Origin of the sequence: Croceicoccus sp. Ery5, assembly GCF_020985325.1 — a bacterium.
In the GTDB taxonomy this organism is placed as follows: domain Bacteria; phylum Pseudomonadota; class Alphaproteobacteria; order Sphingomonadales; family Sphingomonadaceae; genus Croceicoccus.
This window is the reverse complement of sequence record NZ_CP087587.1, coordinates 241,010-257,793: the sequence shown is the minus strand read 5'-3', so window position 1 is coordinate 257,793 and position 16,784 is coordinate 241,010. Positions and strand designations below refer to the sequence as shown.

16 protein-coding genes are annotated in these 16,784 nt (G+C 61.4%); all 16 read right to left on the bottom strand.

The annotated features are described in order from the left end of the window. On the bottom strand, window positions 1-1,320 hold the full coding sequence (locus tag LOZ74_RS01270) for a glycoside hydrolase family 130 protein (RefSeq protein ID WP_230292561.1): 1,320 nt from the start codon (window positions 1,318-1,320) through the stop codon (window positions 1-3). Further along, on the bottom strand, window positions 1,277-3,712 hold the full coding sequence (locus LOZ74_RS01265; RefSeq protein ID WP_230292560.1) for a glycosyltransferase family 4 protein: 2,436 nt from the start codon (window positions 3,710-3,712) through the stop codon (window positions 1,277-1,279). The genes LOZ74_RS01270 and LOZ74_RS01265 overlap by 44 nt, the downstream gene beginning before the upstream one ends. Window positions 3,713-3,891: 179 nt before the next feature. After that, window positions 3,892-4,620, bottom strand: coding sequence for a TonB family protein (locus LOZ74_RS01260; protein WP_230292559.1), 729 nt, complete (start codon window positions 4,618-4,620; stop codon window positions 3,892-3,894). A 76-nt stretch (window positions 4,621-4,696) separates the two neighbouring features. Continuing rightward, window positions 4,697-5,170, bottom strand: coding sequence for a prepilin peptidase (locus LOZ74_RS01255; RefSeq protein ID WP_230292558.1), 474 nt, complete (start codon window positions 5,168-5,170; stop codon window positions 4,697-4,699). Between the two features lie 6 nt (window positions 5,171-5,176). Next, window positions 5,177-5,947 (bottom strand): tetratricopeptide repeat protein, encoded by a 771-nt coding sequence (locus LOZ74_RS01250; protein ID WP_230292557.1) that lies wholly within the window; start codon window positions 5,945-5,947, stop codon window positions 5,177-5,179. 20 nt (window positions 5,948-5,967) lie between these two features. After that, a complete protein-coding gene (locus LOZ74_RS01245) occupies window positions 5,968-6,939 on the bottom strand; it encodes a type II secretion system F family protein (protein ID WP_230292556.1) in 972 nt (323 codons plus the stop codon). A 4-nt stretch (window positions 6,940-6,943) separates the two neighbouring features. Beyond that, window positions 6,944-7,945, bottom strand: a complete 1,002-nt coding sequence (locus LOZ74_RS01240; protein WP_230292555.1) for a type II secretion system F family protein — start codon at window positions 7,943-7,945, stop codon at window positions 6,944-6,946. Beyond that, the gene (locus LOZ74_RS01235; RefSeq protein WP_370638893.1) at window positions 7,942-9,261 is read right to left on the bottom strand and encodes a CpaF family protein; all 1,320 of its coding nucleotides are present in this window, start codon (window positions 9,259-9,261) and stop codon (window positions 7,942-7,944) included. The genes LOZ74_RS01240 and LOZ74_RS01235 overlap by 4 nt, the downstream gene beginning before the upstream one ends. Window positions 9,262-9,317: 56 nt before the next feature. After that, the gene (locus tag LOZ74_RS01230) at window positions 9,318-10,505 is read right to left on the bottom strand and encodes an AAA family ATPase (protein WP_230292553.1); all 1,188 of its coding nucleotides are present in this window, start codon (window positions 10,503-10,505) and stop codon (window positions 9,318-9,320) included. Between the two features lie 11 nt (window positions 10,506-10,516). Continuing rightward, window positions 10,517-11,155: a TadE/TadG family type IV pilus assembly protein gene (locus LOZ74_RS01225; RefSeq protein WP_230292552.1), complete on the bottom strand. Its 639-nt coding sequence runs from the start codon at window positions 11,153-11,155 to the stop codon at window positions 10,517-10,519. Next, window positions 11,152-11,661 carry a TadE/TadG family type IV pilus assembly protein gene (locus LOZ74_RS01220; protein WP_230292551.1) on the bottom strand — a complete coding sequence of 170 codons (510 nt, stop codon included), beginning with the start codon at window positions 11,659-11,661 and terminating at the stop codon, window positions 11,152-11,154. Before LOZ74_RS01220 ends, LOZ74_RS01225 begins: the two co-directional genes overlap by 4 nt. Beyond that, on the bottom strand, window positions 11,658-13,307 hold the full coding sequence (locus LOZ74_RS01215) for a TadE/TadG family type IV pilus assembly protein (RefSeq protein ID WP_230292550.1): 1,650 nt from the start codon (window positions 13,305-13,307) through the stop codon (window positions 11,658-11,660). Before LOZ74_RS01215 ends, LOZ74_RS01220 begins: the two co-directional genes overlap by 4 nt. A gap of 32 nt (window positions 13,308-13,339) precedes the next feature. Continuing rightward, a complete protein-coding gene (locus LOZ74_RS01210; protein WP_230292549.1) occupies window positions 13,340-13,621 on the bottom strand; it encodes a hypothetical protein in 282 nt (93 codons plus the stop codon). After that, complete coding sequence (locus LOZ74_RS01205) at window positions 13,611-14,963, bottom strand: type II and III secretion system protein family protein (RefSeq protein WP_230292548.1); 1,353 nt, start codon at window positions 14,961-14,963, stop codon at window positions 13,611-13,613. The genes LOZ74_RS01210 and LOZ74_RS01205 overlap by 11 nt, the downstream gene beginning before the upstream one ends. A 4-nt stretch (window positions 14,964-14,967) precedes the next feature. Continuing rightward, window positions 14,968-15,837: a Flp pilus assembly protein CpaB gene (gene cpaB / locus LOZ74_RS01200; protein WP_230292547.1), complete on the bottom strand. Its 870-nt coding sequence runs from the start codon at window positions 15,835-15,837 to the stop codon at window positions 14,968-14,970. A gap of 154 nt (window positions 15,838-15,991) precedes the next feature. Further along, complete coding sequence (locus tag LOZ74_RS01195) at window positions 15,992-16,237, bottom strand: Flp family type IVb pilin (protein ID WP_230292546.1); 246 nt, start codon at window positions 16,235-16,237, stop codon at window positions 15,992-15,994. Between the last annotated feature and the right edge of the window lie 547 nt (window positions 16,238-16,784).

Sequence of the window (16,784 nt, the reverse complement as noted above, 5' to 3'; positions counted from 1 at the left end):
TCACTCCATCATCGCCAGTAGTTCGTTTACAGAGCAGCTGGCAAAGCCGACCGCGCTGTCCGAGATACCATATGGAATCAATAGACTGCCGCCCAATTTCAAGGCCCCGCAAGTATATACCACATTAGGCACATAGCCCGACCGGTCGTCATCCTCCGCCGCCAGCACCGGCGCGGGACTGCGCGCCAGCACCTTCGACGGGTCGTCACGGTCCAGCAGGGCACAACCCAGCGAATATTTGCGCATGGCCCCCACCCCATGGGTAAACAGCAGCCACCCTTCGTCGGTAAGGATGGGGCTGCCGCAATTGCCTATCTGGATGAATTCCCAAGGATATTTCGGGCCCATCAGCATGGTCCCCTCATCATCCCAGTTCACCAGATCGTCGGAGAATAACAGGAACAAATTCTTGCCATCCTGCCGCCCGACCATTGCATAGCGGCCACCGATCTTGTTCGGGAACAGCGCCATGCCCTTGTTACGCCCCGCCGTGCCCAGAATCGGCTCCAGCGTGAAGGTGCGGAAGTCGCGCGTGCGCATCAGCTCGGACCGGATCGAGTGGCCGGAATAGGCGGTATAGGTGCCGATCCATTCAAAATCCGACGCACCGTTCTCATCGGGACCGTGGTCGAATCGCACCAGCCGCAAATCTTCCAGCCCGCCCGCCTGCTGTTCGGTAATGGGAAAGATCACCGTGTTCGACAGGCTGCTGTCCGGATGGCGATGCACCTCGACCGCGCAATCGCCTTCGGTCGAGCAATCGGCGGAGTTGGCGGCAGTGGCAAAGCTGGATTGCGGCCACAGGCGAAACGATCCGTCCGCCTCCATAATGCCTTCGCGAAACGCGACCGAGCTGATGTGCCCCTCGCCCACTGCGCGAAGGCTCATCACGAAACGGCAGGAATCGGCGCTCATCCCGCTCTGGTCGGGATGCGGCACGATCGACGGGTTCATCAGCGCCGCGGCGGCATAGGTATACTCATGGCAGAAATAGCTGCCGATCAGCTTTTTGCGCAGATCGGAATAGGCCGCCGGATCAAGCTCCAGCGTCTCCTCTACTTCGGCATAGCGTTCCAGGAACATCTGTTCCGTTTGCCAGTGCCGTTCCAGAAAATCGTGGCAGACATGTGCATATTCCGCTGCGGCCGCTTCTTCCGACAGGCTGGCGATATCCTCGACCAGCCGCATGGCGCGATTGCCATCGGCGGTGCGGGCCTGCCAGCCCAGGTGAAACGGTCGAAGAACTACGCGTGAATGGTCGGCAAAGAGCCTGCTGTCAGAAATTCGCAGCGGGCTTTTCGGATAATCGCCTTTTCTCAAGGATCTCTCCCGCGTGAAACGCCATAGGCTGGTCGTCCGCTTCGGCATCGGGCGACTCCGACTCGCCCGATTGCGAACGTGCCAGCGCTACCACGCCGTAATGCGCAAGCTGAAACGCCAAAATCGATTCCGCACCGCAATTGCGGTTGGGACCGCGCGGAGTGATCCCGTCGCGGCATTGTCCGTTGGCCAGATCGGCCAGCACCGCGCCGCGATCGTTATGGCCGAAAAACCAGCGATAGGCCGTATGCGCATGGTCGATCCAGCGCTGCGATGGATCGGCGCGATAGGCGCTGGCCGCTGCCTCGACCGCCGCTTGCGCTTCCAACGGTTGTTGATCGAAGGGCAGCGCTTCGTGCGGATGGGTAAAGCTGTCCGAACCGACAGGGCGGAACTGGCCGCTGGCCGAAAGCTGCATCGTCGAAATCCAGCGCAGGCTGGACAGCCCGGCCAGCACCCATTCGCCATGTCCGGTGATGCGGCCCGCCTCTATCAACGCCTGCGACAGGCGTGGATTGTCATAGCCAAGCACGGTTTCGAACCAGCCCCAATCGGGTCGGCGCGATTCGGCCAGCAGCCGGTGAAGGAACTCGCCGCTGCGATTCAGCAACGCCAATGCGCCCGCGTGATCCGGTTCGCCTTCGATCCGGCAAGCCGCGCCCAGCGTGGCAAAGGCGATGGCGCGCGGCGATTCGATGGCGCCCATCATCGCCAGCGCTTCATCGAACAGGCCGCGTGCCCACCAGCGCAAATCCTCGCTCCGCCCGCGCAAGGCGGTATGGCCCAGCGCCCAGAGCGCGCGACCATTGGCATCGTCAGAGCCGCATTCCTCGACCCAGCTGCGGTCGTAATGCATGAAATTGCGGAACCGCTGCGCTTCGGGGTTCCATGCATGGTTGATAAAGGCGGCGAATGTCGCGCCAAGGCGGTCCGCGGTCGGCGTGTCCATCGCCTCCGCCTCGCTCACCAACATCAGTGCGCGGGCATTATCGTCAAGGCAATAGCCATGCCGACGGTCGGGCACTTGCCCGATGGCGTGCTGGACCATGCCGGTATCGTCGCACATCGCGACAAACCCCGACAGGCCCGGCGTCCGTAAATCGCAGGTCGCCAGTTCGATCATCGGGCGGCGCGGCGCGTCGGCAGCGACATGATCGATCATGCGCACCACCGCATCGGCATAGCGGGGCCAGATCGTCTCCCGCCCGCGGGCATAGGCACGGCGTTGCAGCGCTTCCAGCTCCGCCGGATCGTCCAGCAAGCTGTTCACCGCATCCGCGATCGCACGGCTCGAACATGGCTCGATCAGCTCGCCCACGCCGTCCGCCAGCAATTCGGCGGCATGCAGATAGGCCGTTGAAATCACGGCCTTACCCAGCGCAACCGCATAGCTGAGCGTGCCCGATGTCGATTGCTGGAGATTGGGATAGGCAGTGACATAGATATCGCTCGCCTCCAGCTGGTCCAGCAATTCTTCCGTCTCGACGAAGCGGTCGACCCATTCGATATGGTCTGCCACGCCCAGATCGTCGGCCAGAGCCTTAAGCCTTTCGCGATAGGCTTCACCCTGCTCTGCCACCAGATTGGGGTGGGTCGCGCCGACGATGCGATAGAGGAAATCGGGATGGCGCGCCGTGATGGCGGGCATCGCCTCGATCACATGCTCCAGCCCCTTGCCGGGCCCGATCAGCCCGAAGCTCATCATCACCTTGCGGTTTTCGATGCCCAGCGCCTGTTTGAACAAGTCCTGCCGCCCGAACGGACGGTCGGGCGCGCCATGCTCGATCACGGTGATGCGGGCGTCGCCCACATTATACATCTGCATCAACAATTCGCGCGAATGGCGGGCCATCACCATCACTTGCGAGGCACGGTCGATCAGCCGCTCCAGTATGGCGCGCTGGCGCGGCGAGGGATCGGCCAGCACCGTGTGCAGCGTCACGATCAGCGGCGCGGCCACACGGTCGACCAGATCGAGCACCATCTCGCCGCAATCGCCGCCGAAAATGCCATATTCATGCTGCAGCCAGACCGCATCGACACCCGAATCGTTGATCCGGCGCGCCATGCGGGCGTAATCGGCGCGATCATCCTGCAGAATTTCGCCCGCAATGGATCCGTGATCGACGGGCCTTGCCGGATCGGCCATCGCATAGACATCGAAGGTCACATCAGGATGATAGAGTGCTGCCTGTTCGACGATATCGCCGGTAAAGGTGGCGATGCCGCATTTGCGCGGGACATAGGTGCCGATCAGGGCAACGCGGCGGCGCGCGGTCTGTGCGGCGGGATCGGAAAAAAGACGAATGACTTCGCTGCCACCCTTATCGGATGTTCGCAGCCCTTGGCCCGGCTGGCGCGGTGGTAGATCCTTCGAAGTCCCGTTTCCCATATTTGCGTAGTCCCCGGCGTTGAGGCGATATTCCCCCCAATGCGCCCGACCTGCTTCCGGTTCCTTCGCGATTGCAAAATTATCGCAAGACTCGGGCGACTGGGCGCATCGTAACCCGCTTTATCCGCCCGACAAAGCAACCAAAGAGGGGTAGAACAAGATTTCGCAGGTGCAAAAAGCTAAGTCCCTAAAAAGAAAGACTGCCGCCATCCGGTAGTATCGGGGACAGGATTGCCATTTCGATCGGTGGCAGGTCTGTAACGAAATCTTTGTTCGATCAGGCGACATGTTATGCGATCCGCTTCCGGATCGCCGCTGGGTCTGGCGATCCGGCAATTGCGTGGAATGCCATCGGTGCCGACGGTGTAATAAACAGTGACCGACGTGCCCGATCGCGCCTTGCTGCCGCGTCGCGGATAATCGCGCGCATCGACGATATCGCCCGCGATCTTGACCGCGCGGCGCGCGACGATACCGCCCATGCCGGTGCCCGATCCGCCGCTGCCCGTGCCGAAACCGGCACCGCCGCCGCCCGATCCGCTGCCCGCATCTGCCGCGCCCGAACGTGTTTCGGTTCCCTCGGCCGGAGCGACCGGCAAGGGCGGGTCAGGCTTGATCACCTGCTTGGGCGGCGGCGCGGCCTTGGGTACGGGCTCTGCCCTGGGTGCGGGGGCTGCGCTGGCGCCCTCAGGCTCCGGATCGGGTTCAGGTGGCGGAGGCGGAGGTTCGGGCGCGCTGACATCGAAGGCCATGATCGAACGGGCCGATTGCGGCAGCACATCGATATCGAATGCGCGCAGCAAGGCATAGATCGCGCCCAGATGGATCAACGCCACCAGCGCGATCACCGCCATGCGCTGTCCGCGCGATTTGCCGTTTCGGGTCGATGGACGGGGCGGAAGGGTCATCGGGAATCAAATCCGCAGGTGTTTACCCCGTTCCCTTCCTGCGCGCTGCCCCCTGCAACAATCGCGAAAGCGGCATTCAGCCGGGCCAGAATCCCAGCGCCGGAACCGACACGACCGCGAAAATCCCGCCCAGCGCAATCGCCACGCCATAGGGCAGCGGGCTCTTGCGCGAAACGGGCTTGCCGCGAAGCTTTGCCCAGACCAGCCATGCGACGATCAGCAGCAGCCCCGCAATGCCCAGTCCGACCAGATAGGCTACGGTGTGCTGGATCGGGATCCACAATGCGCAGACGGCAAAAAACTTCGCATCGCCGCCACCCCATGCGCCAATGGCGAACAGGCCGATGCCGACCACAAGCGCTGCCGCGAAATGCGCCAATCCCCATGCCAGACCCATCCAGCCGAACATCACCGGCACGGCGACCAGCCCGACGACCAGAACGACAAAGTTCAGGCCATTAGGTATGATCTGCTTGCGAAGATCGGTCCATGCCCCCGCAAGGGCGAGCAGGCAGAACACCGCCAGATAGGCGGCCGGCAGAAATGACACGATCTATCAGTCCTGTGCAGACAGCGATGCCTGATTATCGTTGAAGACGAGGCGGATCGGATAGCCGCGACGGGCCGCCGCGCTGCGCCGTGCACGCGCGATCACCGCACGGCTTTCGCTGACGGTTTCCGCGCGAACGGCCGTGCGTACCGGCGATGCGGCTTTGACCGGCGCAGCGGCGGGTGCAACGCGAACTTCGCTGCGCGACACGCGCACCGCATCGCTGGCAGGCCTGCCAGCAACGGCAATGCCCGTCGCGGGCTTTGCCCCGATGGTGATCGCGCCCCGCTTCTCAAGCTCGGGCTCCGCCGCGATGGCGGGCAGTTCGGGCAGCGCCATTTGCGCCATTTCAACCTGCTGAACCTGCGGCATCGCATCGGGCAGCACTGGCGTGCGGTTTTCCAGCCGCGCCAGATTGCGCGAAAAGCGGTCGTCGTTCGGCGCTGCGGCCACAGCCTGATTGAAATAACGATGCGCCAGATCGGTGCGGCCCAGCTGGTCATAGGCAATGGCCATCCCGTTATAGGCCTCGCCCGCAAAGCGCGGATCATAGGAGGCCTGCCGGAACGCAGTGATCGCCTGCGTCGTCAGCCCCTTTTCAAGGTAGTACCGCCCGACCGCGAGGCGACCTTCGAAATAATCGCCCATATCCACGGCCTGCGGATCGCTGCGCGCAGCAGTCGACGGCCCGAAAATCGCCTGACAGCCCGACAGCGCCAGCGCGGCAGCAACGATCCCCGTCGCGGCCATGGCCTTTCTGGTGTTGGTTTTCAGCATCTTAGGATACCCCCCTATCCTTACCCGTTCATCAGCGGGAAAATGTCGCGCACGACACGAATGCTCGCGGGCAGCATCAGAACGCCGATCATCGTCGGCAGCATGCATACCACAAGCGGCACGGAAATCAGGACCGGAATGCGATGCGCCTTTTCCTCGGCGCGCATCCGGCGTTTTTCACGCATTTCGCTGGCATAGACGCGCAGGGTGGACGAAATGCTCGTCCCCAGCTTGTCCGATTGCACCAGCAGCGTGGTGAAGGAGCGGATTTCGTCCACGCCGGCCATATCGGCCATTTTGCGGAACGCTTCCTCGCGGCTGGCCCCGGCGCGCAGGCGCAGCACGGCGACCGACAGCAATTGCGATACCAGCGGGTGCGACTGCACCATCTCGCGCCCCACGCGGTCCATCCCCGCCTCGATCCCCAGCCCTGCCTCTACGCAGACGAGCAGCAGGTCCAGGCAATCGGGAAAGCCGTTCACGATCTGCTCGCGCCGCCGGTCCGCCTTGGCCTGGACATAGATATTAGGCAGATACAGGCCCAGAAAGCCCAGAATCGCGCCAAAGAAGTACACCGTGAAAAAGCCCGGAGGTTCGGGCCGCGAATAGACGATCAGCACAAAGCCGATCACCAGCACGAAGGGCAGCACCAGCCGCGTCAGCGTGAAGATTCGCGGTGCCGAAGGATGGGTGTATCCCGCCTCGATCAGCTTGTCGCGCAGCCGTTCGCTTTGGGTATCGGCCAGGCTCAGGCCCGTCCGCTCCACCATGTCGGCCAGATTGCTCCAAGCCGAATTATTGTTCGATTCGCGCAGGCTTGCCGCCGTTTGCGCCTCGCGCCGGTCGGTGCCCAGCGTCTGCAACCCCGCACGGATCTGCGACCGGCGCGAAAATGCACCAAGCGCCAGATAGACCAGTGCGGCGACAATCGCGAACAGGCCGACAAGCGTGGCGATGCGCGCGGTCTGGTTGGCAAGGATGAAATCAATCATGGCGTCAGACCTTCAGATCGATGATCTTGCGGATCCACAGGAACCCGGAAACATACATCACCATCAGCACGATAAAGCCGATAATGAACATCCGGTCCTCTGCCACCGACAGATAGAATTCGGGGTTTACCATGAACAGGCCGATAAAGGCGGCGACCGGCAGGATCGTCAGCATCCAGCCCGTCATGCGCCCTTCGGAACTCAGCGCGCGAACCTTCATATACAGGCTGGCGCGGGCCCGGATCACTTCCGACAGGTTCTGCAGGATTTCGGCCAGATTGCCGCCGGTTTCGTTCTGTACCGAAAGCGAGACAACGAACATGCGTATATCGTCGAGGTCCCAGCGTTCGGCCATGGCGGTCAGCGCGTCGGTCAGCTCGGCGCCATAGGCGACTTCGTCTGCGACCAGGCCGAATTCGCTGCCGATGGGGTCTTCCAATTCCTCGGTCAGCAATTCCAGCGCGGCGGCGATCGGATGGCCCGCGCGCAAGGCGCGGACGAACACGTCGAGCGCGATGGGAAACTGTTCTTCCACACGCTTGCGCCGCTTGGTCGCGATCATCGACAGCACCATGACCGGCAGCACGAACGAAGCCGATGCCGCCAGCACGATCGACAGCAGGATCGTGCCCGCCGTAAAGCGGAAACCCGCCCCCCCGATCAGCAGCATCAGCAAGGCTGTCAAAACTATAAAGGCCGCGCCCATCACCATGATCATCTGCGGCGGGGTAAAGCCGACCTGCGCCGCCATCATGGTGCGCTCCAGCTTTTGCAGCAGATGCGCGATAACGGGCGGCAGGTTGGCATGGTCCTGCGGCGTGTTCTTGCGCAACCGCGCCAGAATCTCGTCGCGGCTGGTGCCTTCGCGGATCATCGCCAACCGCTTGTTGACCGCGCGGCTATGGGCAGTTTTCGACCAGCTGTAGTTCAGGCCAAGTTGCACGATCAGAAAGACCGTGCCGAAAATCGCCAGCAGCGTCAGCGCCTTGAGAAGTGTCTCGATCATGAGCCCATCTCGAAGTCGGGACGGAACAGTTCAGGCTGAAGATTGATGCCTGCCGACAGTGCATCGGCATGGAACTTGGGCCGGATACCCGTCGCCTCGAACTTGCCGATGACGTTGTTATTCTCGTCTCGGCCCGTGATCTTGTAGCGATAGATCTCCTGCATGGTGATCGTCTCACCCTCCATGCCGGTCAGTTCCGACAGGCTGAGCACGCGGCGGCGACCGTCGGCAAGGCGGCCGACCTGCACCACGACATTGATGGCCGATGCGATCTGCGCACGCGCCGAGCGTGGCGGCATGTCGATGCCGCTCATCCCGATCATCTGTTCCAGACGCGACAGCGCATCGCGCGGCGTATTGGCATGCACCGTAGTCATCGACCCGTCGTGGCCGGTGTTCATCGCCTGCAACATGTCGAACGCTTCACCGGCGCGAACCTCGCCGACGATGATACGGTCGGGCCGCATACGCAGTGCGTTCTTGACCAGCTCGCGCTGGGTCACCTCGCCCTTGCCCTCGACATTGGCGGGGCGCGTTTCAAGACGGGCGACATGTTCCTGCTGAAGCTGAAGTTCGGCCGAATCCTCGATGGTGACGATACGCTCGCGCGGATCGATATAAGAGCTCATGGCGTTCAACAGCGTCGTCTTGCCCGACCCCGTACCGCCCGAGATCAGCACGTTGCGGCGCGAGGCGACCACGGCGCGCATGACATGGGCCATCGGTTCGGGCACCGAGCCCAGTTCGATCAGCCGGTCGATACCGATCCGCTTCTTGGCGAATTTACGAATGGACAGCAGCGATCCATCGACCGCCAGCGGCGAAACGATGGCGTTCACGCGCGAACCGTCGGCCAGACGCGCGTCGACGAAGGGCGAGGATTCGTCGATGCGGCGGCCCACCGCGCTGACGATCTTCTGAATGATGCGCATCAGATGCTTGTCATTCTGGAACTCTGTGGGCGCGCGTTCCAGCAGGCCGTTGCGTTCGATGAAAACGATTTGCGGGCCGTTCACCAGAATATCGGTAATCGAATCGTCCTGCAGCAGCGGCTCCAACGGGCCGAGGCCGAGCAATTCGTCGAGCACATCCTCGACCAGAGCCGTGCGTTCGGTGCGGTTCAGCGGCTCTTGCCGCTGCATCAAGATTTCGCCGATGATCTCGGAAATTTCAGTCCGGATCTGCTCGCGCGGCATTTGCTCCAGCGCGGACAGGTTGATCTTGTCGAGCAAGGCCCGGTGGATCGACACCTTGAGGTCGAGCGCGCGTTTCTTGGATTCGTCCTGCTCGCCATCCAGCGTTTGCAGCGCCGCCATCGACACCACGCCCTCGGGCTGGACGGATTGCTCCGCGCGCTTGACCGACCATTTCATCAGCCTTGACCCCCATGACGCTGGCACATCATTTCGGCCAGCTTTGCGACATCCTTTACGAAGGGTGCCTTCTTATTGACCTCACCCAGCAGGATTCCCTGGTCCTGCGCGGAATCGAGCCCCGCCTTGTCCTTCGCGATGGTCGCGGCGACAGTGCGATGCAGCGTGTCCGACACTTCGTGCACGCCGATCGACTGGAACATCTTCTTCTCGGCCCGGTTGACGATCAGCCGCATATTGTCGCGCGGCACATCCATCATGTCGAACAGTTCAAGACAGCGCTTGGTCTGGCGCAGTCCCGTAATGCTCTGATCGGTCAGGACCAGCATATCGGTGCAGGCCAGCGCGGCCGATAGCGACCAGTTGGTCCAGTTCACCGGCAGGTCGAGCAGCACGTAATCATATTCGCGCCGCGCAAGCGTCAGCATGCGCAGCAGGCGGTCGACGTCCACATCCTCCAGCGGTGTGATCTGGGCAGGCGCGGCGATGATGTAATGGCCGTATTTGGTCTGCACAGCGGTATCGCGGATCAGATCGCCGTCCAGTCGTTCCCCCGCTTCCAGCAGGTCCAGAACGCTGTTCTGCGGGGTCAGCCCCATCTGCGTCGCCACCTCGCCGAATTGCAGGTCGAGGTCGATCAGGCAGACGCGCGAACCGCACGTGCCTTCATCGGCAATGGCCGAGGCCAGATGCGTCAGGATCGTGGTCGCGCCCGTGCCGCCGACGGCATGCACCATGGTCGCCATCGGGGCCAGCCGGTCCATGCCCGCGGCATGGCTGTTGGCAGCCGCGGCATCGATCACCTGCGTAAACAATTCGTCGAAATCGAACGGCAATGCGACCACATCGGCCACGCCCTGACGCAATAATGCGCGCACAAGGCGCAGATCGGCGTTTTCGACAGCGGCCAGCAGCGGCAGATTGGGACGTTCGCGGCGCACCTGCTCCATCCGCAGCAGCGAGGCTTCGCTATTGGGATCGATTTCCAGCACCAGCATCTCGGCCTGATCCATCACATTGGTCGGAACGGGCTGGCCGGCATCGAGTGCGATCGTGTTGAGCTTGCTTGTCCGGCTGCCCCCGACCGCACCGTCAAGGCGTGCGATATGGGCCGGACTTGCGACGACGAAAGCATTCATGGGCAGTTCGGTCCCGCTATTGCCTGCGATGTTGAGTTCACTTCTCATCTGCCAAAGCCTTAATTCGAAAAATCACCTTCGCCATCTTCCATGGTCAGCGTGTAGCTGAGGTCCGGTAGGCCGAAGTTAAATATTCCCGCAAGGAAGATTGGCCGGAAAGCCACATCCTTAACGGTCACTGTTACCAGAGGGTCGACATCCGATCCAAAAGGATCTCCAGAGTATCCCAATCCGGACCAGTCATAATCTATTTGCACGTTTTCGTTACTGATACCGCCGTAAATCTGGTTCATTCTTCCAACAAGATTGGTAAACGAATCTCCGGTGGTCACCGTCGAAAATGAACAGGCCGCTTTACAGGTGCACGTTACTGCTCCCGCAGAAGTACTGGTGCAGGTCACGCCGGGAAAGCTGGACACGGGCACGACATCGCCCTGAGGCACCGCACCCGAAATCGCGAAGCTGTAATTCTTCAGTCCGTTCGCGGTATCGTCGCCCGGTATAATATCCGTCGCCACTGCCCAGCGCGTGCCGATCTGCACGGCCTTTTCGACTTCATTGGTGTTCCAGATAAAGCGGCCGACATCGATAATGCCCAGCAGGAACAGGATCATCACAGGCACGACGAGTGCGAATTCGACCGCCGAGGCAGCCCGGTTATCCGCATAAAGGCGGCGCAATGCGCTGGTCCGGATCATACGCCCGCCACCGCCGCCTGCGCCTGTGCGCGCACTTTTACATTGCCGGTATCGAATCCCAGCAGACCAAGGATCGCCGGATAGGTGACCACCGTGCTGACCATGACGCGCGGCGCGCCGCCGGTAACGCCTTTGTACAGGCCCGTCGTGGTCGACGAATCGCAACTGACCGTGATGGTGATGTCGCTGTTCGTCCAACCCTTCACCTTGGGATAGGCCAGCCCGCTGGGCAGACCGGTGCGCACGACATTCTTGATATTGTCGAGCGGAATATCGGTTGTGCCCGTAGGTGCGGTCGACGCGCAATTATAGCTGGTGAACGGCAACCGCGCCGCATAGCGGGCCCCCTGCCGCACGCCCTTGATCACCTTGTGTTCGGTCCAGAGGTAATAGCCCCCTTCGAAACAGGTGAACATCAGCGCGAAGACAACCGGCGTCATCAGGGCCATTTCGACACTGGCAACGCCGCGACGGTCGCGCAGCAACTGGCGGATCCGGCGGATCATTCGATCAGGAAGGGCTTGTCCTTGCGAACAGTCCCCCCTGTGCTGGACCCGGCACCCAGATCGTTGACGCGGATCACTTCCATATAAAGCCCGTCCTTGACCGAACCGTTTGCCCGTTCGTCCACGATGGGTTCGACCAGAAACATATCCAGCCATTCGCCGATGTTCACAGCGGTCGAGCTTCCCGACAGCGACGCGCAATTCGTAACCACCGCAACGGTCAGCACACGGCGATCGGCGGTTTCCCCACCGCCGCGCGATTGCGAGCAGACCGGGCCGCGCTGGCCCACCGAAGTACCGGGCGTTCCGCCCGCACCGTTTTCCCACAAATATGTCTGATAGCGGGTGATGGTCGCCTTGTTCGACGGCAGTGTCTTGCCCGGATGATTCTTGCGGAAATAATCGCCGCGCGCCCAATTGCCGTTCCCGACACGATTATTGGCATCGGTCCCGCAATTGCTGGCCGTCGCCGCACGATAGCTGGCGTAGTGGCACAAGTCGCGCGGGTGCCCCATCGCCGTGATCGCCGGCGTATGGGTATTATTGTTATAGGTCGACATCCCGTCATAGGACCCGTTCGCCGCGATCGGCCAGAATTGTTCGTCCTCGTCCGGCAGCTCCCAGCCCGAATTATGCAGCTTGCAGGCATTGCCATTGGTGGCCGAGCTGGACTTCACGACATCCTTGGTCGTGTTGGTGGCAGCCGGACAAGCGCCGGAGTTGCAGGCCGACAGCGGATTGCCGCTGCCCGCGCTGGAATTATTGGCAAAGTCGTAAATATCGAACCGCGTATTCAGCGCGTCATACAGCCCCTGCGCATTGCCCGTTTCCGGCTTCGTACCGCCAACCGGCGTGCAATCGAACGGCAAATCCTTATAGGCAAGCGCCCGCACCAGATCGTTTTTTCTGCCCGTGCCGATTTCAAGAAACCCAAAATCGCCAGGCGCCCAGTGCGAAACCGAGCCATCGACGTTGTAATCGTCCTTGTTCCCGCCCGTCTTGGTCGCATTATTGCCATGGCCGGTCACCTGAATGCCGGTACCCGGCAGCAGACGGTTGGCAATCGGCGTCGCATTGCCCGGATCGGGATCGCAGATCATCAGCGGCGGCACATCGCAAATGGCCGAACCGATGCTGGCCACGGCCCGCGCCGACATTGTGGAGAAGATCGCACCCACAATCGGCGTGAACGCATAGCGTGCGGTGCGCGAATCGACCGACACTTCGACAATGCCCGCGTCGGCATCGGTGCTGGCCAGCGTATTGGTCGCAGGATCGGTATAGGCGCTGTAAAAGGTGATATAGGACCGATCGCCGCACTGGTTGCTGCCGGTCGCCGCCGCCGCGCCCGCATTGACAGTGACCGCATTGCCGGTGCCGTCGTTGGACAGCAGGGTGATATTCGACAATAAATTGATCGCCGCATCACCGGCACGCGCGCAGGCCGTATCGTTGCCATCCAGCTGCGTCGCCGCCGCAAGGGCCGCCTGATCCGCCGCGTTTTGCAGTTCGGAGTCCATGCCCGCCATGCGCGCATAATCGAAACCCACGCCGCCAATAGCGATCAGCCCGATCAGCGCGACAGCATAAATGCCGGCAACCGCGCCGCTCTCATCGCTTGCGAAACTGCGAATTCTCCCCTGCATCCTTTTCGCCACCCGTTACAATGTTCGGCGGATCAGGTGCCGCCAATGTTATCCAGTCCGCCGCCGGTATTTGCCTTGGGTTCTTCAACCTCGCCTGCACGATAGGCATCTACAGCATCGCTCGCGACTTCGGCAGAAGAGGTCATATCCTCTTCATAGACCGGATCGGGATTGATGATCATCGCGGCATAGGCCTGCCGGTTGGCTTCACCGAATGCTGCCGGATCGAACGGCCCCGCTTCCTGGCTGCCGTAATAGGAACAGCCGCCGGTCAATACCGCTGCCGCAGGAAGGATCAGAAGCTTAATATTCATAATCGGGAACCTCCTGAACGTTCGCGGCTGCCGCAGGCGCGGCAGGTGCCAGCGGCACGGGCTGGTAATCGTCACCCACCAGATGCACGTCGAGCGGATCGGGATCTTCGACCCGATCGGTCGGCAGGTTCACGTAACCGGGCCGGATCGGCTTGACGAGCCGCGGCGTCACGACGATGAGCAGTTCCGTCTGGCCCTTTTGATATTCGGTCGAACGGAACAGCGACCCGAGGATCGGGATCGAGCCCAGCAGCGGCATCTGCGATACCGTCGTGCTCATATCCTCTCGCAAAAGGCCCGCGATCGCAAAGCTTTCGCCGTCGCGCAGTTCCAGAGTGGTGCTGGCCCGGCGCGTCTGCAGGCCGGGGACCGAAATGTCGTTCACGGTCACCGATGCCGACGGGTCGAGCGAACTCACTTCCGGCTCGACCAGCAGGTTGATCACATTATTGCCCAGCACGGTCGGGGTGAAGGCAAGGCTGACACCGAATGTCTTGAACGTCACGGTGATCGCATCGGCATTGCCGCCCGCGCCGCCTGCGACGGGGATCGGGAATTCGCCGCCCGCTAGGAACGAGGCAGGCTCACCCGATAGCGCGACCAGCGTCGGTTCGGCCAAAGTCTTGGCCATGCCCTTACCTTCCAGCGTATCGAGATAGGCCTCGATATTCACGTCACCCAGATTGAACAAAGTGCCAATTACACCGAATGCGCTCGATGGCGCGGAAGCACCACCGATGGCAAAGCCGAAATCTCCGTCGCTGCTGATGCCGGAACTGCGCACCCCGAACTGGCTGCCGACATTGCGGCTCACCTCGGCAAAACGCACTTCCAACATCACCTGCTGACTGCCGCCTACCGACAGAAGGTTCACCACCTTGTCGCCCGCGAACGCCTCGGCAATGCGCGATGCGCGGTTGGCGGCGCCTGCGTCGCTGACAAAGCCCGACAGGATCACCGACCCCGCCGAAAGCCGCGCGGTCACATCCTCTCCGGGAAGCAAGGCGGCCAGTTCGCTGCGGATACCGTCGACATCGGGGCCGACCGTCACATCCATGACCGCGATGACCTGATTGCTGCGATCATACAGGGTCAGGCTGGTCGTGCCCGATGCCTTGCCCAGCACATAGATCGACCGGTCCGAGATCGGCAGAACATCCGCAATCTCGGCATTGCCGACCATCGCGCGGCTGATGGCGCGGTCGCTGGTGACGACCTGGCTCTTGTTGATGGGCACTTCCAGCCCGCCGGCGTGAAGCCCGTAATCCTGCGCCATGGCCGGCGCTGCGAAAGGCAGTGCGGTGGCGAGCGCGAATGCGGCGATTATGCTTTTCTTGCGCATGTGATCAGCTCCCCCCAAGCTGGCCAATGGAATAGCTCGATGCCTCGGTCCCGCGCACCACCGACATGGTGGGGCCTGCGGGGCGCGCCGGTGCCGCGGCGGCAGCCGGACCACGCGGCGCAGGCGCGGCGGCGGGCGCATCGACATAGGCCGCGCGGACCGGCGAGCGATAGCCGCTGCCGATGTCGCGTGCCGAAACGGCAACGGCCGGTCCCGGCTCCTGATTTTCGACATTGCGCAGGGCAAGGCTCAACTGGCCCAGCTGGCGGGCAAGCGTCAGCTTTTGCGCGTCATATTGGTCGACCATGACGGTCACATTGCCGCCGACGCCGGGTGCGGTCGCATTCTCGCTCGCCACCTGATCGACGGCAAGAACCTGAACGCTTTCCATGATCACCTCGACGATGCGGTCCTCACCCTCGCCGCGGGTCATCAGCACATCCACGATATCGGCCGGGCGCACAAAGCCCGACACCATCGTTGTGGCATTGACCGGGAACGAGATGGCGCGCATCCCGTCGGGCAGATTGGCGGATAGAACCGCGCGGCCGCTCAGCTTGTCGGCAAGGATCGGTTCGCCCGGAACGATCGGTCGGATAGCGACCTGACCACCCTGCACCAGTTCCTCGATCGAGAAAAAGGCACCGGCCGGCACCGAGCTGGCCGGAAAATTCTGCATGCGCGTGTTTTCAGTTGTGACGGCCGTTCCGAATTCCAACGGCTGCGTGGCGACCACGATGCGGGCCACCTCATCCTGCTTGGCCAGCCGCTCCTGCTCATTCTCAATCCCCGTGAAATAGGAATTGGCGAGCACCACGGCGATCAGGCCAAGGCCGATCGCGACCAAAAGGAATATCCAGTTACGTCCTATCATCCCCCTCGCGCCCCCTCAGCCGCGAATTAATCTGTCATCTCTCTAACACGCACTGTTAACCGAAAAAAGTGAAAGACTTACTACTGTCCCAATCTGGGCAAAAAAAGAAAAGGCCCCGCCATCATTAATGGCGAGGCCCATCCCATTAATAAACTTAGCTGACCGTTGCCGCACCCGACTGGGTTGCACAGCTCTGACCAGTATAGGTTCCGGAGGTAGCGCCGCTCTTATTGCAATTATAAACCTCGTTGGCCGCCGTACCCACGGCGCTTTCAACGTTCGCACCCAGCACCAGTGCTGCCGCGCCGATGCCAACGCCGACGACGGCGATGATCAGAGCATATTCGGCAGCCGAAGCGCCCGATTCGTCAGCGATGAAATTCTTGATGAAAGTCTTCATGATATTACCCCTCTAGGTCCAAATTCGGATCCAAGCGCAGTTTCCATAACTCGAAGGTTGCCGGCTTCTATTTCCGGTTCTCCCCCACTCCAGCCGGAATGCACGCCCCGATGGTTTGCAATCGCTCGCAAGCCCATCCCTCAAAGGCCGCGCCCCACGCATCCCTCTGGAATGTCAATAAATCTGCGCCGACCCTTAAAATTCGTCAATGTTTATCCCCGAAGGTCCACTTATCTCGTCTTTACAGAGACTTAGGCCTTAACAAATCTAACACTGGCTGTCATTTCGTTAGAAAAATGAAATGGATCGTTAGGCGATTTAAATTTTCACTATATTTCAACGCCTTATTGCGCGAGTTAAGTCCAAATGGCGCGCGCTGTACCGCGATGGCACGGAATCTTGCGCACAATTTTGCATTTACCACTCATTTTAACCAATTCCGGCAATACGAATCGTTTACTTGCATTACTGTCAGCATCACCGATCTATGCTTCCTATGCGGCAAAAATGCTGCATGGTCAGCTCCGCTTCGAAAGCTCGTTGCAAT

Bases quoted from the DNA above. Each gene is read 5' to 3' on its own strand.
- LOZ74_RS01215 (WP_230292550.1), bottom strand. From the start codon at position 13,307: ATGCAGGGGAGAATTCGCAGTTTCGCAAGCGATGAGAGCGGCGCGGTT.
- LOZ74_RS01210 (WP_230292549.1), bottom strand. From the start codon at position 13,621: ATGAATATTAAGCTTCTGATCCTTCCTGCGGCAGCGGTATTGACCGGC.
- LOZ74_RS01250 (WP_230292557.1), bottom strand. From the start codon at position 5,947: ATGCTGAAAACCAACACCAGAAAGGCCATGGCCGCGACGGGGATCGTT.
- LOZ74_RS01195 (WP_230292546.1), bottom strand. From the start codon at position 16,237: ATGAAGACTTTCATCAAGAATTTCATCGCTGACGAATCGGGCGCTTCG.
- LOZ74_RS01240 (WP_230292555.1), bottom strand. From the start codon at position 7,945: ATGATCGAGACACTTCTCAAGGCGCTGACGCTGCTGGCGATTTTCGGC.
- LOZ74_RS01225 (WP_230292552.1), bottom strand. From the start codon at position 11,155: ATGATCCGGACCAGCGCATTGCGCCGCCTTTATGCGGATAACCGGGCT.
- LOZ74_RS01230 (WP_230292553.1), bottom strand. From the start codon at position 10,505: ATGAGAAGTGAACTCAACATCGCAGGCAATAGCGGGACCGAACTGCCC.
- LOZ74_RS01205 (WP_230292548.1), bottom strand. From the start codon at position 14,963: ATGCGCAAGAAAAGCATAATCGCCGCATTCGCGCTCGCCACCGCACTG.
- LOZ74_RS01245 (WP_230292556.1), bottom strand. From the start codon at position 6,939: ATGATTGATTTCATCCTTGCCAACCAGACCGCGCGCATCGCCACGCTT.
- LOZ74_RS01265 (WP_230292560.1), bottom strand. From the start codon at position 3,712: ATGGGAAACGGGACTTCGAAGGATCTACCACCGCGCCAGCCGGGCCAA.
- cpaB (WP_230292547.1), bottom strand. From the start codon at position 15,837: ATGATAGGACGTAACTGGATATTCCTTTTGGTCGCGATCGGCCTTGGC.
- LOZ74_RS01220 (WP_230292551.1), bottom strand. From the start codon at position 11,661: ATGATCCGCCGGATCCGCCAGTTGCTGCGCGACCGTCGCGGCGTTGCC.
- LOZ74_RS01235 (WP_370638893.1), bottom strand. From the start codon at position 9,261: ATGGCGGCGCTGCAAACGCTGGATGGCGAGCAGGACGAATCCAAGAAA.
- LOZ74_RS01260 (WP_230292559.1), bottom strand. From the start codon at position 4,620: ATGACCCTTCCGCCCCGTCCATCGACCCGAAACGGCAAATCGCGCGGA.